The organism is Leucobacter komagatae (assembly GCF_000834055.1).
Taxonomy (GTDB): Bacteria; Actinomycetota; Actinomycetes; order Actinomycetales; family Microbacteriaceae; genus Leucobacter; species Leucobacter komagatae_A.
Map to the genome: position 1 here is coordinate 281,216 of NZ_JXSQ01000001.1, position 15,464 is coordinate 296,679.

Here is a 15,464-nt window from a genome sequence, read left to right on the forward strand (position 1 = left end):
ATGTGTGTGGGTTTATTCGTGACCCACCCAGCGCTCACCCTGCAACCTCGGGTACCGTTATACGGTTGATACATGTCGCGCGCCTGCGTGGCAACAGAACGGACTTCTGGAGGATCTCTTTGAGATACGTCTTAGCCATCGTGTCGCTGGCCATATCGGGGGTGTTGTTGCTGCTCGGAATAGGCCAGCGCACGTTCCTCGCTGGGCCTTCGGAAATCGTCTACTCGCTCGCAGCAGATGAGACAGCCTCGTACGCGGTCCTCGATGTTTCCGAGCTGGAGAAGGTCAACGGGCAGGCAAATATCGTCACCCGTGGCGAGACTGCATTCACCGCGCTCGCGAATACGCGAGATGCGGAGGCGTGGCTTGAGCCCTTTGATCACATCAAGCTCACGGTAGATCCGGCCACCAAGGAACTCGTGCAGACGCCCGTCCGTGGCGAGGAGCCCAAGCTCGATCTGCTCGACGTCGACGACGAGGGCAAGGTCGTGCCGATCGATCCGCGTGGCAGTGACCTCTGGCTGACTGAGCGCGTTGGCGGCGAGGCGGGAACGCGTCTCGCTGTCGAGCCGGCGGCTGAGCAGTCAATCATCATTGCTGGTGCAGATGCTGGCCCGATTCCCAATGGTGCCGCGGTGGTATGGGTGCAGGATCGTGCGACCCCGCTCGCAGGACCGCTGCTCGCAGGCGGCGGCTTGTTTGCCGCGCTTGGTGCTGTGCTCTATCTCATCGCATTCGATCGGGACAAGCGAGCGCTCGGCCCGCGGCGTGGCCGCAAGGGGCCGTTGCTCGGAGTGCGCAATGTGTTCACGGGATCGAAGTCACGTGGTCGCGATGATTCGGGGGCCGCAGGCGCCCCGAAGCGTGGCAGCCTTGAGAACACGCCGGATGCCGCAGCAATCGGTGTTGCGGGAGCCGCAGGCGGTGCGGCAGCTGAAGCAGGGGCCGCGGACGCAGCACCGGACGCCTCAGCACCGGACGCCTCAGCGCAGGACGCCGAGGAAATTGTCACCGCCGAGGTGGTTGCCGAAGAGGCTGACCAGCCGGGAAGCGCTGACATTACCGACGCTGACATCGCTGACGCCGACATCGCTGACGCCGACATCGCTGACGTTGACCCGATCGAGGTTGACCCCATCGAGGTTGTCGCCATCGAAGACGGTGAGATCGACGACGACGAAACCACGGTGCTGCCGATCGTAGAGCTCGACGACAGCCAGGTCGCTGCCGCCGAGGCCGAAGCCGCCGAGGCCGAGGCCGAAGTCGAGGACATCATCGATGTCGAAGCGACCAAGGTCGACGGTGAAGCAGACGCCGACGCCGACGATGACGATGTTGATCCAGCAGCAAAGAAGGGGGACGACCATGCGGAATAGTAGACGACGTCACGCTTCGATGCGTGTTCTGGCCGTCGGAGTCGGGCTCACCGCCGCGCTCGCGGTCTCGGGATGCTCGGCGAACTATTGGCCGGACTTTTCGCCCGAGCCAACGGTGACTGCCGAGGCGCAGCCCTCAGAAGCTAACGGCCTCGCGACCGTGCCGGTCTCCGAAGCGCAGACACAGACGATCATCGACCGGGTCGCGCTCGCCGCGGACGCGGGGGATGCGAGCCTGAAGGTCGCCGACATCGAGTCACGGTTCAAGGGTGACGCGCTTGCGCAGCGCGCGGCGAACTACAAGATTCGCAGCGAGGTGCCTGAGTACGGTTCCGTGCCTGCGCAGATCACGAACGAAATGCTCGGGTACCGCCTGGTGCAGAGCACCGAAGGCTGGCCTCGGACGCTGTTCGTCACGGTCGCCTCCGAAGCGGGGGCTGACGCTGACGGCAACCCGACTGACGCGCCGTCGATCGCTCTGGTGCTTACGCAGCGCCTCCCGCAGTCTGATTACCGTGTCTCGCGCGCGATTTCGCTTCGCGGTGGCATCGAGATGCCGAAGGCAGCCCCGGCAGAGGAAGGCACAGCGCTGCTCTCTGACGAAATCGAGAGCCTCGTGCTCAAGCCAGCGAACGTTGGTGCGGCGTATGCCGCGATCCTCCAGGGCGGCGCAGACGTCGCGGAAGCTGAGCCGTTCGATCTCACCGACGACCCGCTGCTCAGCTCGTACGGCAAAGCTTGGGTAACGCAGTCGAAGGAGAAATCCGACGCTGACGACAAGACGCAGACGTACTCGGTGTCCGTCGCACAGGGCGAGGAGCCGATCGTGAGCTTCTCGACCGGTGCGGGCGGCGCACTGATCGCGACGACCGTCATGGAGTCCCAGGTGGTCGATTCAGCGGGCGGTCGCTTTAAGCCGCAGGCTGAGGGCGCCGTGAGCGCGCTCTCTGGCCTGACCGGCCAGCAGGATAAAATCGTACGAACAGTTGCACATCAGCTTCTCTTCTTTGTGCCAAACAAGGAAGACGGATCGAAGATTCAGCTCCTCGGAGTGACGAGCGAACTAGTCGGAGCAGGGAAGTAGATTCATGGCCACGGATATGCCACAGCGGATCCCCAGCGGGGGAGTCGATCTCAGTCATCTCGCGCAGCGTGCCGGAGCGCAGCAGGGCGTGCCTCAGCCGGGGCAGCGCGGCGTTGCGCCGGGCGGGGCGCCGGGGCAGCCGGGCGCGCCAGGGCAGCAGGGCGCACCGCAGACGGTCGATGTGCCGTCACTCGTCATGGACGTCACCGATGCAAGCTTTGAGCAGATCGCCCAGCTCTCTGCCGTCGTTCCCGTGGTCTTTGACCTGTGGGCCGAGTGGTGCGAACCGTGCAAGACGCTCAGCCCCATCATCGAGAAAGTCACCCGCGAGCTCGACGGACGTGTGCTCCTTGCAAAGGTTGATGTTGACGCGAACCCCGGGCTTGCCCAGGCGTTCCAGGCTCAGTCGATCCCGACCGTTGTAGCGATGATCGGTGGTCGACCCGTCCCACTGTTCCAGGGCGCTGTCCCGGAGCAGGAAGTGCGGGAGTTCTTCGTGCGGCTCATTCAGCTCGCGGAGGAGAACGGCGTCGCTGGTCGGGTCAATGCACCCGACGCTGCTGCGGACGACGCGGCGGCGGCGCCGGCAGAGCCGCAGATCCCTGAGGCGCACGTTGCCGCCTTCGAGGCGGCAGAGCGCGGGGACTACGATACGGCCGTTCGCGAGTGGGAGGCTGTGCTGCAGAAGGCGCCAGCCGACACTGACGCGAAGGCGGCTCTTGCTCAGACGAAGCTGTTGCAGCGTCTGCAGGGGCACACGCTCGAGGACATCCGGGCGAACGCCGCTGCCAACACCGAGGATCTTGACGCGCAGATGCGGGTCGCCGACCTCGACCTCTCTGGCGGGCACATTGAGGATTCGTTCCTGCGGCTGCTCGACCTGTTCGCTGCTGGCGACGAGGACGCGCGCACCGCGATTCGCAACCGTTTGCTTGAACTGTTTGAGGTCGTCGGGGTTGCGGATCCGCGCGTGATCGCCGCACGCGGCAAGCTCGCAAGCCTGCTCTACTAGGGGCGAGTGTGGCAGAGCACGCGTACCTCGACCACGCAGCGACATCGCCGATGAGCGCTGCCGTGCTCGAGGCGTACTCCGCTGCGTTGCTCGAGGTTGGAAACCCCGCATCTACCCACGGGCACGGGCAGCGAGCGCTTGAGGCGCTGGAGGCAGCGCGGGAGCGCATCGCCATGGGCCTTGGCTGCGATGCGGCGGAGCTGGTGCTCACCGGGGGCGGCACTGAGTCGATCAATCTGGCGCTGAAGGGCGCATATTGGGCGAGGCAGCGGGGCGCGCATCGCCCGGTGCTGCTCGTAGCGGACGGCGAGCATCACGCCACGATTGAGGCCGCCGAGTGGCTGCGCGATACGCAGGGGGCTGAACTGGTGTGGCTCCCGCTCGACGCAGACGGAGCGCTGCAACCGGAGGTGTTGGCCGCGGCGATAGCTCAGGCTGGGCCAGAGCGTGTCGCGCTCGTGTCGTTCCTGTGGGCGAACAACGAGATTGGTACCGTGCTTCCGGTGGCCGAACTCTGCGCTGTCGCGCAGGCCGCTGGCGTGCCGTCCCATGTTGATGCCGTCGCGGCGCTCGGTCAGTTGCGCATCGACTTCGCCAGCTCCGGCGCGGACTACCTCAGCGTGTCAGCGCACAAGATCGGTGGCCCGGTTGGTGCCGGCGCGCTTGTCGTAGGGCGGCGCGCGGTGCTCGAGCCGCTGTTTCACGGCGGATCGCAGCAGCGCGGGCGCTCAGGCACGCAGGACACAGCTGGGGCGGTTGCGTTTGCGGCAGCGCTCGACGAGGTGCTTGAACCGGGTATGAACGCACCAAGGTCCGCGCACATTGATCACATGCGTGCGCTCAGGGATCGGCTGATTGATGGGGTGCGCGCGATCGATCCGAGCGCCGTGTTGCGCGGTGCGCACGACGCGGCGCACAGGCTGCCAGGGAACGCGCACTTCACGTTTCCGGATTGCCAGGGCGACTCGCTCGTCTACCTGCTCGACGCCGTTGGCGTGTCAGCATCGGTCGGGTCTGCGTGCCGCGCTGGCGTCGCAGAAACGTCGCACGTGCTCCTCGCACTCGGTTTGCCCGAGGCGGAGGCGAGTGGGGCGCTCCGCTTCACGCTCGGAGGGCAGAGCGAGGGCCGCGAGATTGACGCACTGCTGGCCGCGCTTCCTGAGGCGCTCGAACGCGCGCGGGCGGCCGGATTGAGCTAAGTGGGCTTGGTGATGCTGGTGCGTCATTTTTTGAGTGCACGTGTGTCCGCTTATCCAGGCGGCTGGAGTCAACGACACGGCGGTGATCTGGGCTAATGCGTCGCGCTGGGGTGTTGGCGCGGTGCGCGATGCCACGGTCGCGCGGCTCGCAGCGCTGCGTGCGCTCTTGCTGGCCGCGGTGGATCGGGGCTTCGGACCTGCGCGAACGGCCGGAAAGGATTAAGCTGCTCTGGTGAAGATTTTGGCAGCAATGAGTGGTGGAGTTGACTCCGCCGTCGCCGCTGCGCGCGCGGTTGAGGCGGGTCATGAGGTCGTTGGGGTGCATCTTGCGCTCAGTCGAATGCCTGGGACGCTTCGTACCGGATCGCGCGGTTGCTGCACGATTGAGGACGCGATGGATGCGAGGCGCGTCGCGAACCTCCTGCAGATCCCGTTCTACGTGTGGGACTTCAGCGAGCGTTTTAAGGCTGACGTTGTCGACGACTTCATCGCCGAGTATGCCGCTGGGCGCACGCCGAACCCCTGCATGCGCTGCAACGAGAAGATTAAGTTCGCGGCACTCCTCGACAAGGCGATCGCGCTCGGCTTCGATGCAGTGGCTACCGGCCACTACGCGACGCTCGTTGACGGCAGTGACGGCCCCGAGCTGCACCGCGCGAGCGCGTGGGCGAAGGATCAGTCGTACGTGCTCGGCGTGCTCACTGGCCCGCAGCTTGAGCGCTGCTACTTCCCGCTCGGTGATACGCCGTCGAAGGCGCTGATTCGCGAGGAAGCAGCGGACCGCGGCATTCAGATCGCGCAGAAGCCAGACAGCCACGACATTTGCTTCATTCCAGACGGTGACACGCGCGGTTGGCTTTCCGAGCACCTTGACCGCGAGCCGGGGGAAATCCTCGACGAGTCCGGGGACGTCGTCGGAAAGCACGACGGTGCGCACGGCTACACGATCGGCCAGCGGCGCGGGCTGCAGCTGGGAGTTCCAGCACCCGACGGAAACCCACGATACGTGCTGTCGATCCGCCCGGTGTCGAACCAGGTGGTCGTCGGGCCGAAGGAAATGCTCGACATCTCACAGATCGCAGGCGGGCGATTCACGTGGGCGGGGGAGCCAGGGCTCGAACTCAGCGAAACCTTTGAGTGTGACGTGCAGATTCGCGCTCACGCCGACCCGGTTCCCGCGCGGGCGCGCGTCGTGCCGATCCGCGAAGAAGAGCGCACAGAGCAGCACCGCGCCGACGCAACGCACGAGGTCGTCGTCGACATCAACCTGGAGCAGACCGAGCCGCTTTCGGGTGTGGCACCCGGCCAGACGGCCGTGCTGTACATCGGCACGCGCGTGCTCGGCCAGTTCACGGTCGACCGCGCGATCTCCGTGCGCGAGCACGCCGCAGCGTAGCGCTCGCCGCGCGCAGTCTGGCCTGATTGCCGCGCCGCGACAGCGCTGCGCCCCGAAACGTCGGTGGTGGATCGTAAACTGGGTGCGTGACTGATGCAGCTGTGATCCCGAGCGATTTCGAAGAGGCGCGCGCCGAGAGCGTCGCCCTTACCGCGGATATCGAGCGGTTCCGTACCGCCTACCACGCAGAGGGCGTGAGCCTCGTCTCCGACGCGGAGTACGATGTGCTGTTCCGCCGGCTCGAAGCGATTGAGCGCGCCTTCCCAGAGCTGGCCGGGCAAGACAGCCCCACCCAGGAGGTTGGCGCGGCGCTCGTCTCAGCCGGTTTCCCCGAACACGAGCACGCTGAGCGGCTGTTGAGCCTTGACAACGTGTTCTCGATCGAGGAGTTTCGGGAGTGGGCGGAGAAGGCCCGCGCCGCGGCGGGGCGCGACGTGCGTTGGCTGTCAGAGCTGAAGATCGACGGGCTCGCCATCAGCCTCGCCTACCGCAACGGTGTTCTCGAGACGGCGACAACCCGCGGCGATGGGCGCGTCGGCGAAAACATCACCGAGAACGTCGACCTCCTGCCCGTGATCCCGAGGCGGTTGAGCGGCGAGGGAATCCCTGAGTTCTTCGAAGCGCGGGGCGAGATCTTTTTGCGGCGCGAAGATTTCCTTGCGCTCAACGAGCGGCAGCACGAACTGCAGTCCGCATTCGCGGCAGAGCAGCTTGGGCGGGGCGTCCCAGAGGAGAAGATCTCGATCCGCTACCCCGAGTTCGCGAACGCACGCAACACGGCAGCTGGCAGCTTGCGGCAGCGCGCCGACAAGAAGACTCCGGCCGAGCTTGCCCTCATGCGCGAGCGACTTGGTCGGCTTTCGCTGTACGTCCACGGCATCGGAGCGTGGGAGCATCCGGCGTTCGAGAGCCAGTCCGACGCGTACGGGCTGCTCAGCGGCTGGGGGCTGCCCGTTTCGCCGCATTCTCGCGTGTTCGACACCGTGGACGAGGTTGCGGCGTTCATCGAAGACCGCGGCGTGCACCGCCACAGCATCGACCACGAGATTGACGGAATCGTCGTCAAGATTGATGAGTTCGCCCTCCACGCCGAGCTCGGGGAAACGAGCCGCGCGCCCCGCTGGGCGATCGCGTTCAAGTTCCCGCCGGAGGAAGTGCACACCAAGCTGCTCGATATTCGCGTGGGTGTCGGCCGGACGGGGCGGGCAACGCCCTACGCGGTGATGGAGCCGGTGAAAGTCGCGGGCTCAACCGTGAGTCAGGCGACGCTGCACAACCAGGAGGTCGTGCACGCGAAGGGCGTGCGGATCGGTGACACGGTCGTGCTGCGCAAAGCCGGCGACGTGATCCCCGAGATTCTGGGCGCGGTGCTCGAGCGGCGAGACGGCAGCGAGATCGAGTGGCAGATGCCGACGAACTGCCCCGAGTGCGGCACCGAGCTCCGGGCGATGAAGGAGGGCGACATCGATCTCCGCTGCCCGAACGCGCGCGCCTGCCCGGCGCAGGTGCGCGGCCGTGTCGAGCACATCGGCTCGCGCGGGGCGCTCGACATCGAGGTGCTCGGGGAGATCACTGCGGCTGCGCTGACGCAGCCCGAGGTTCCTGCGCAGCCGCCGCTCGAAACGGAGGCGGGGCTATTTGACCTCACGCTCGAGGAGCTCGTGCCGATCGAGGTCATCGTGCGCGATGCAGACACAGGCGAGCCTGTGCTTGAGGAGGGCACCGATGTGCCACGGAGGCGAAAGCCCTTCCAGAAGGTCGAGCGAACCTACCCGCCAGGGTGGGAAGACAAAACCGCAACGGAACGGCGCGCGGCGAAGATCCGCAAGGACTACGAACAGGTCCTGCCGTCGAAAGACGCCGAAACGTTCCTCGCCGAGCTCGACAAGGCCAAGACGAAGCCGCTCTGGCGCCTGATCGTCTCGCTGAACATCAGGCACGTCGGGCCGGTGGCGGCGCGCGCGCTCGCCGACTGGTTCGGCTCGCTCGAGGAGATCCGCAAGGCGACAGCGGAAGAGCTCGCCCAGGTTGAGGGTGTCGGGTCCATCATCGCCGAGTCCCTTCTCGCGTGGTTCGAGGTCGACTGGCACGTCGAGATCGTGGACCGGTGGGCAGAGGCGGGCGTGCAGTGGTCGACACCCGGCCACGCCGGGCCAGGGGCCGCGGAGAGCGCTGACGGTGTGCTTTCCGGGCTCACCATCGTGGCGACTGGAGCGCTCGACGGCTTCACCCGTGACGGCGCGAAGGAAGCCATCATCCAGGCGGGAGGGAAGGCTGCTTCGAGCGTGTCGAAAAAGACAGACTACGTAGCGGCCGGCCCGGGCGCCGGCTCCAAGCTTGCGAAAGCAGAGGAGCTGGGCATCCCCGTGCTCGATGCTGCAGGGTTCGCGATTCTCGTGAGCGAGGGTCCGGCCGGCCTGCCTGGGCTCGCCGACTAGGGCGCGGCGCGCGAGTTATCCACATGTCGCTTCGTGTGGCCGCCGCGTTCACCGCCGGCCGCTACGCTCAAACTAGCCGCCGTGACTCCCATCACGGCCCCGAGAAGGGATGACCCATGACGGATCTGCAGGAGACCCCCGTTCGCGCCGCCTGGGCGATGCAGGATCCGCTGCTCACCGAGTACTACGACACCGAGTGGGGCATGCCGGTGCACGATGAGCGCGGCCTGTTTGAACGGCTCACGCTTGAAGCCTTCCAGTCGGGGCTCTCGTGGCTAACGATCCTCCGCAAACGCGAGAACTTCCGGCTCGCGTTCGACCACTTCGACCCTGCCGCAGTCGCAGCGTACACAGAGGACGACGTCGCGCGGCTGCTGAGCGACGCCGGCATCATCCGAAACCGGCTGAAGATTGAGGCCGCCATCGCGAATGCGCGCGCGGTCCTCGCGCTCCACGAAGCGGGGGAGACGCTGGGGGACGTGATCTGGGCCGCTGCACCCTTGCGCTCCCCAGCCCCCGAACGCGACAGCGACGTGCCAACCACCTCTCCCGAGTCCGTTGCGCTCGCGAAGGAGCTCAAGCGTCGGGGGTTTCGTTTCGTCGGGCCGACAACGATGTACGCCCTCATGAGCGCGATTGGCGTGGTCGACATCCACCTGGTGAGCAGTCACATGCGCGGAGCGTCTGGCCTGTGGAACGTAGACGGGACGCGGCGGGATGTCGAATTTCGCGTTCCAAGCGGCAGTGCGGGAGCCGCCGCATAGCGAAAGCGGTCGGTGCAGCTGGGCATCCGCAGCCCCGGGGTTCGTAGTGCACTTGGTGGGCCCAAGCATCAACTGCGTTGGCTGGCTGCCCAACCGGGCTGCGCTCGCTAGACTGGACAGGTTGAGAATCACTCCCAATCCATGATGGAGCAGCATGCCTGAAACTTCTGCGGCCAATAGCGCCGCACCCGGGACCGAGATCACGGCGGACACCGTCGCGCATCTCGCCGGACTTGCCCGGATCGCGTTGACCGATTCCGAGGTCGAAGGGCTCACGACCGAGCTCGATTCGATCCTCACGAACATCGCCAAGGTGAGCGAGGTGGCGACCGACGACGTCCCCGCGACGAGCCACCCGATCCCACTGAGCAACGTGACCCGCGTTGACGAGGTCGCAGACGTGCTCACGCTCGACGAGGCGCTTTCGAACGCGCCAGCAACGGCAGACGGAATGTTCCGTGTGTCCTCGATCCTTGGGGAGGAGCAGTAATGAGCGAACTCACAACGCTGACCGCTGCTGACCTCGCGGCAAAACTCGCCTCGGGCGAGGTTTCCTCCGTCGAGGCGACGCAGGCACACCTCGACCGGATCGCGGCGGTCGACGGCGACGTCCACGCGTTCCTCGCGACCGACAGTGACGTGTCACTCGCCGCCGCACGCGCCGTCGATGCGCGTCGCGCAGCAGGCGAAGAGCTTGGCGAACTTGCCGGTGTGCCGCTTGCGATCAAGGACGTGCTCGTCACCACCGACATGCCTGCGACGTCCGGCTCGAAGATGCTCGAAGGCTACCGTTCCCCGTTCGACGCGACCGCTGTCGCGCGGGCGCGAGCGGCCGGCCTGGTGAACATCGGCAAGACGAACATGGACGAGTTCGCGATGGGCTCATCGACGGAAAACTCGGCGTACGGCCCAACGTTCAACCCGTGGGCACTCGATCGCGTGCCTGGCGGCTCAGGCGGCGGCTCCGCCGCGGCAGTGAGTGCCTTCGAAGCGCCCCTCGCGCTCGGCAGCGATACCGGCGGATCGATCCGCCAGCCAGCCGCGCTCACCGGCACCGTCGGCGCGAAGCCCACCTACGGCGGCGTCAGCCGCTACGGCGCAATCGCGCTCGCATCATCACTCGACCAGATCGGGCCGTGCGCCCGAACCGTGCTCGACACGGCGCTGCTGCACGACGTTGTCGTGGGGCACGATCGGCACGACGCGACCTCCCTCAACCACGAGTGGCCGTCGATGGCGGCAGCCGCGCGCGGTGGCGTTGACCCCTCGACGCTCAAGGGTCTCCGCGTCGGCGTCGTCAAGCAGCTCCAGCTGCCAGGGATGCAGGCTGGCGTGAAGGCTCGCTTCGACGAGACCGTCGCGTTGCTCAGCGCCCAGGGCGCAGAGGTCGTCGAGATCGACGCACCGCACTTCGAATACGCGGTCGCCGCGTACTACCTCATCCTCCCGTCGGAGGCATCGAGCAACCTCGCAAAGTACGACTCGGTGCGCTTCGGCCTCCGCGTCGAGCCAGAAGGCGGCGGCACGATCGAGAGCGTCATGAGCTCGACCCGTGGCGCAGGCTTCGGCGCCGAGGTGAAGCGACGCATCATCCTCGGAACCTACGCGCTCTCCGCTGGCTACTACGACGCCTACTACGGCAGCGCGCAGAAGGTTCGCACGCTCATCCAGCGCGACTTCACTGCGGCATTTAACCAGGTCGACGTCATCGTCTCGCCCACGGCCCCCACGACCGCCTGGAACATCGGGCACGTGAACGAGGACCCGATGCAGGACTACCTCAACGACGCGACGACGATCCCCGCGAACCTCGCAGGGATCCCGGGCCTCAGCCTCCCCATCGGCACCGCGAGCGAAGACGGCCTTCCGGTCGGCCTGCAGCTCATGGCGCCAGCCTTCGAGGACGCCCGCCTGTACCGCGCTGCCTCGGCCATCGAGAGCCTCATCACCGCGCGTGACAGCAAGCCCTTCTGGGCGCAGGCACCCTCCCTTGTATCGGCTTCCACCGGAAAGGCGGCAGCGTAATGGCGAAGATGAAGCTCATGGACTTCGACAAGGCGCTTGAACTTTTCGAGCCGGTAATCGGCCTCGAGGTCCACGTCGAACTCAACACCAAGACGAAGATGTTCTCGTCGGCGCCGAACGTGTTCGGCTCCGAGCCGAACACGAATCTCGCACCCGTCTGCCTGGGCCTCCCCGGCTCGCTGCCCGTCGTGAACGAGCAGGCAGTGAACTACTCGATCCGCCTCGGGCTCGCGCTCGGCTGCGACATCGCCGAGGTCTCCGGCTTCGCCCGCAAGAACTACTTCTACCCTGACATGGGCAAGAACTACCAGATCTCGCAGTTCGATGACCCCATCGCGCACGACGGCTCGGTCGAGATCGAGCTCTCGAGCGGCCGCGTGATCCACGTGCCCATCGAGCGCGCCCACATGGAGGAAGACGCAGGCAAGCTCAACCACGTCGGCGGATCCACCGGTCGCATCCAGGGCGCAGAGTACTCGCTCGTTGACTACAACCGCGCCGGTGTGCCGCTCGTTGAGATCGTCACGCACCCGATCTTCGGTGGCGAAGCAGACACCCCGGAAATCGCTGCGACGTACGTGTCGACGATCCGCGACATCGTGGTCTCGCTCGGCATCTCGGATGCGCGCATGGAGCGCGGCAACATCCGCTGCGACGCCAACGTGTCGCTGCGTCCCCGCGGCAACGAGGGTGCAGGCATGAGCGTGCTCGGCACGCGCACCGAGACGAAGAACGTGAACTCGCTCCGCTCGATCGAGCGCGCCGTTCGCTTCGAGATCCAGCGCCAGGCACAGCTGCTCTCCGAGGGCACCGCGATCACGCAGGAGACCCGTCACTGGCACGAGGACACCGGCGAAACCTCGCCGGGCCGCCCGAAGAGCGACGCCGACGACTACCGGTACTTCCCGGAGCCAGACCTGTCGCCGCTCACGCCCTCGCGTGAGCTCGTCGAGGAGCTGCGGGCGACCCTGCCCGAGCACCCCACGCTGCGCCGTCGACGGCTCGCGGCGGACTGGGGCTTCTCGCCGCTCGAGTTCCGCGACGTCGTCAACGGCGGACTGCTGAACGACATCGAGGCGACCGTCGCGGCCGGCGTACCAGCGCAGACCGCACGCAAGTGGTGGACGGGTGAGGTCGCGCGCATCGCGAACGAGCGCTCAGCAACCCCGACCGACCTCATCACCCCCGAGCAGATCGCCTCCGTCGTGACGCTCGTCGATGCCGGCACGCTGAACGACAAGCTCGCGCGCCAGGTGCTCGCAGGCATCATCGACGGCGAGGGCACCGCGCAGGAGATCGTTGACGCCCGCGGGCTCGCGATCGTGTCCGACGACGGCGCGCTCATCGAGGCAGTCGACGCGGCGCTCGCCGAGCAGCCCGACGTGCTGCAGAAGATCCGCGACGGCAAGGTGCAGGCCGCCGGCGCGATCATCGGCTCGGTCATGAAAGCGATGAAGGGTCAGGCTGACGCGGCTCGCGTGCGCGAGCTCGTGCTCGAGCGCGCAAGCGCCGAATAGCGCATTGCTGTCGAGCGGGGCCGGGCGGATCATCACGATCAGCCCGGCCCCGCTCGCTTGGTGCGCGTGGGATGTTGCCCCGCTGGCCCATGTGCTACGTTGTAGAACATGAGCGATAGAGGCGAAGTATCGCAAGCTCAAGCTACAGGCGAGGGCGTCGGTATTCGCGCGCTAAAGCAGAACGCTTCGGAAGTTGTCTCGCGGGTGCGCCAAGGTGACAGTGTTGTGGTGACCGACCGGGGGGTGCCGGTCGCGCGAATTGTGCCCATCCAATCGACCCGGCTTGACGATCTGATGAGCTCTGGCAAGCTCTTGCCCGCTCGCACCTCCATGTCGGAGTTGTGGGCGAGACGCGCAGGATGGGATCGCCGTGCGCCGACTGACGTATCCGGCGATGGCTGTTCTGGACTCACGAGCGCAGAAATTCTCGACGAGCTTCGCGCGGAGCGCCTGTGATGCTCGTCTACGCAGACACGTCTGCGCTCGTGAAACTCGTGCTCGACGAGCCGGAGTCTGAACACCTGGTCGAGTGGTTTAATGAGACCGGGGCGCAGGCAGCAACGTCTTGGCTGACGCTCGTCGAGCTGCGCCGGGCTATTGCGCGGAGTGCTCCCTGGCGTGCCCCAGACGTCGCAGATGTGTTGAACGCCTGCCAGACCATCGTGCTCGACCGCGAGACGCTCGAGGTGGCCGCACGACTGCAACCGGCTACCCTCCGAACCCTCGACGCGGTCCATCTCGCTGCAGCATTGACGCTCGGGCCTGACCTCGCTGGCATGCTGGTCTATGACGCGCGCCTCGCACACGCGGCTCGCGAGGCGGGTATTCGCCCATTCGCGCCGGGCGCGCAGACCGGATAACGGCGACGAGACCGTCTCACATCGGGAATGCTCCTGACATGAGACGGGCTCGCAAATCGCGGCGAAGCTACAGCCTGCTAGCGCACGTCCTCGTCAACCCAGTCCATCGACTTGGTGACAGCCCTCCGCCACAGCCGCAGCTGGCGTTCCTGCTCGTCCTGCTCCATGGCGGGCTCCCAGCGGCGGTCCTCCTGCCAGTTCTCCGAGAGCTCACCAAGATCTTTCCAGAATCCGACAGCGAGACCGGCGGCGTACGCGGCGCCGAGTGCGGTTGTTTCCGCGACGACGGGGCGCACGACGGGCACGCCGAGCACGTCGGCCTGAAACTGCATGAGCTCATTGTTTGCAACCATGCCACCGTCGACGCGCAGCTCGGTGAGATCGACACCGGCGTCAGCGTTCACCGCGTCGAGTACGTCGCGGGTCTGAAACGCTACTGCCTCGAGCGCGGCGCGGGCGATGTGTCCCTTGTTCGCGTAGCGGGTGAGGCCGACGATCGCCCCGCGGGCGTCTGGGCGCCAGTACGGCGCGAACAGTCCCGAAAATGCGGGAACGATGTACACGCCGCCATTGTCCGGCACGCTTGCCGCGAGCTCCTCTACCTCGGGCGCGGTCTGGATGATGCCAAGCTGATCACGCAGCCACTGGATCAGGGAACCGGTGACAGCGATGGATCCCTCGAGCGCGTAGTGCGCGGGGCCGTCGCCGAGCTTGTAACCGACTGTGGTGAGCAGCCCGTTCTGAGAGTGGACGATGTCTTCACCCGTGTTGAAGATGAGGAAGCAGCCGGTGCCGTACGTGTTCTTGGACTCGCCGGCGCCGAACGCTGCCTGGCCGAATGTTGCCGCCTGCTGATCGCCAAGGATTCCCGAGATGGGGGTTTCGCGCAGCAGCGATGAGTCTTCAGCGTAGCCGTAGATCTCGGAGGAGGATTTGATCTCCGGCATCATGGAAAGCGGAACACCAAACGCCTCGAGGATGTCTTCTCGCCACTCGAGTGTTTCGAGGTCCATGAAAAGCGTGCGTGAAGCGTTGGTGACGTCGGTGAGGTGCTTGCCCCCGTCTGGGCCGCCAGTGAGGTTCCACACCACCCAGGAGTCGGTCGTGCCGAACAGCAGGTCCCCGGCTTCTGCGGCGGCGCGGGCGCCCTCTACGTTTTCGAGGATCCACGCGATCTTGCTACCCGAGAAGTATGTGGTGAGCGGCAGCCCGACTACCGGCTTGAAACGGTCGGTCCCGCCGTCAGCCGCAAGCCGGTCGACGATGTCCTGCGTGCGGGTGTCCTGCCAAACGATCGCGTTGTACACCGGCTCACCTGTTTTGCGGTTCCACACCACCGTGGTTTCGCGCTGATTGGTGATGCCGATCGACGCGACATCGTGCCTGGTGAGGTCAGCCCGTCCGAGGGCGATGCCGATGACTTCCTGCACGTTCTGCCAGATCTCGGCAGCGTCGTGTTCGACCCAGCCCGCCTGCGGCATGATCTGCTCGTGTTCCTTCTGCCCGACCGAAATGATCGAACCCGTGCGATCAAACACGATCGCTCGCGTGGATGTTGTTCCCTGATCGATGGCGACGACGTAGTCAGACATGGTGTGTTCCTTATGCGGCTGCGATGGTGCAGCGAGTGGAGCTGAAGGGCTGGGATGGGGGAGCGGTGCGGCTGTGTGGGGTGTGGGCGGTGTGGCTTTGTGGGGCGGGTTACTGGGGTGGCTTGCCCTGCTGTTGCAGCTGGGGTGGCCCGGTCAGCAGGCGCAGATCCGCCTGCCGGTCACCCCAGCGTATCCTCTGCG

14 protein-coding genes are annotated in these 15,464 nt (G+C 66.1%); 13 read left to right on the forward strand and 1 reads right to left on the reverse strand.

Annotated elements, in window-relative coordinates; all coding sequences use genetic code 11:
* Positions 1-119 precede the first annotated feature (119 nt).
* From SD72_RS16725 to SD72_RS01350, 13 genes are all read left to right on the forward strand, one after another.
* Positions 120-1,376, forward strand: a complete 1,257-nt coding sequence (locus SD72_RS16725) for a hypothetical protein (protein ID WP_157000400.1) — start codon at positions 120-122, stop codon at positions 1,374-1,376.
* Positions 1,366-2,460 carry a hypothetical protein gene (locus SD72_RS01295; protein WP_157000401.1) on the forward strand — a complete coding sequence of 365 codons (1,095 nt, stop codon included), beginning with the start codon at positions 1,366-1,368 and terminating at the stop codon, positions 2,458-2,460. The genes SD72_RS16725 and SD72_RS01295 overlap by 11 nt, the downstream gene beginning before the upstream one ends.
* 4 nt (positions 2,461-2,464) lie before the next feature.
* A complete protein-coding gene (locus SD72_RS01300; protein WP_042542594.1) occupies positions 2,465-3,472 on the forward strand; it encodes a tetratricopeptide repeat protein in 1,008 nt (335 codons plus the stop codon).
* A gap of 8 nt (positions 3,473-3,480) precedes the next feature.
* Positions 3,481-4,671 carry a cysteine desulfurase family protein gene (locus SD72_RS01305; RefSeq protein ID WP_157000402.1) on the forward strand — a complete coding sequence of 397 codons (1,191 nt, stop codon included), beginning with the start codon at positions 3,481-3,483 and terminating at the stop codon, positions 4,669-4,671.
* Positions 4,672-4,753: 82 nt separating this feature from the next.
* Positions 4,754-4,894, forward strand: a complete 141-nt coding sequence (locus SD72_RS01310) for a hypothetical protein (RefSeq protein WP_157000403.1) — start codon at positions 4,754-4,756, stop codon at positions 4,892-4,894.
* Between the two features lie 9 nt (positions 4,895-4,903).
* On the forward strand, positions 4,904-6,067 hold the full coding sequence (gene mnmA, locus SD72_RS01315; RefSeq protein WP_084766661.1) for a tRNA 2-thiouridine(34) synthase MnmA: 1,164 nt from the start codon (positions 4,904-4,906) through the stop codon (positions 6,065-6,067).
* 86 nt (positions 6,068-6,153) lie between these two features.
* Positions 6,154-8,505 (forward strand): NAD-dependent DNA ligase LigA, encoded by a 2,352-nt coding sequence (gene ligA / locus SD72_RS01320; protein WP_042542597.1) that lies wholly within the window; start codon positions 6,154-6,156, stop codon positions 8,503-8,505.
* A gap of 116 nt (positions 8,506-8,621) precedes the next feature.
* A complete protein-coding gene (locus SD72_RS01325) occupies positions 8,622-9,269 on the forward strand; it encodes a DNA-3-methyladenine glycosylase I (RefSeq protein ID WP_042542598.1) in 648 nt (215 codons plus the stop codon).
* A 154-nt stretch (positions 9,270-9,423) separates the two neighbouring features.
* Positions 9,424-9,759: an Asp-tRNA(Asn)/Glu-tRNA(Gln) amidotransferase subunit GatC gene (gene gatC, locus SD72_RS01330; RefSeq protein ID WP_042542599.1), complete on the forward strand. Its 336-nt coding sequence runs from the start codon at positions 9,424-9,426 to the stop codon at positions 9,757-9,759.
* Positions 9,759-11,294, forward strand: a complete 1,536-nt coding sequence (gene gatA, locus SD72_RS01335; protein ID WP_042542600.1) for an Asp-tRNA(Asn)/Glu-tRNA(Gln) amidotransferase subunit GatA — start codon at positions 9,759-9,761, stop codon at positions 11,292-11,294. Before gatC ends, gatA begins: the two co-directional genes overlap by 1 nt.
* Entirely contained in the window at positions 11,294-12,811 is a 1,518-nt protein-coding gene (gene gatB, locus SD72_RS01340) for an Asp-tRNA(Asn)/Glu-tRNA(Gln) amidotransferase subunit GatB (protein WP_042542601.1), read from the forward strand. The genes gatA and gatB overlap by 1 nt, the downstream gene beginning before the upstream one ends.
* A gap of 108 nt (positions 12,812-12,919) precedes the next feature.
* Complete coding sequence (locus SD72_RS18630; RefSeq protein WP_084766662.1) at positions 12,920-13,267, forward strand: type II toxin-antitoxin system Phd/YefM family antitoxin; 348 nt, start codon at positions 12,920-12,922, stop codon at positions 13,265-13,267.
* Complete coding sequence (locus SD72_RS01350) at positions 13,267-13,671, forward strand: type II toxin-antitoxin system VapC family toxin (RefSeq protein ID WP_042542603.1); 405 nt, start codon at positions 13,267-13,269, stop codon at positions 13,669-13,671. The genes SD72_RS18630 and SD72_RS01350 overlap by 1 nt, the downstream gene beginning before the upstream one ends.
* A gap of 77 nt (positions 13,672-13,748) precedes the next feature.
* Here the strand turns inward: SD72_RS01350 and glpK are convergent, their stop codons facing one another.
* On the reverse strand, positions 13,749-15,263 hold the full coding sequence (gene glpK / locus SD72_RS01355; RefSeq protein WP_042542604.1) for a glycerol kinase GlpK: 1,515 nt from the start codon (positions 15,261-15,263) through the stop codon (positions 13,749-13,751).
* Between the last annotated feature and the right edge of the window lie 201 nt (positions 15,264-15,464).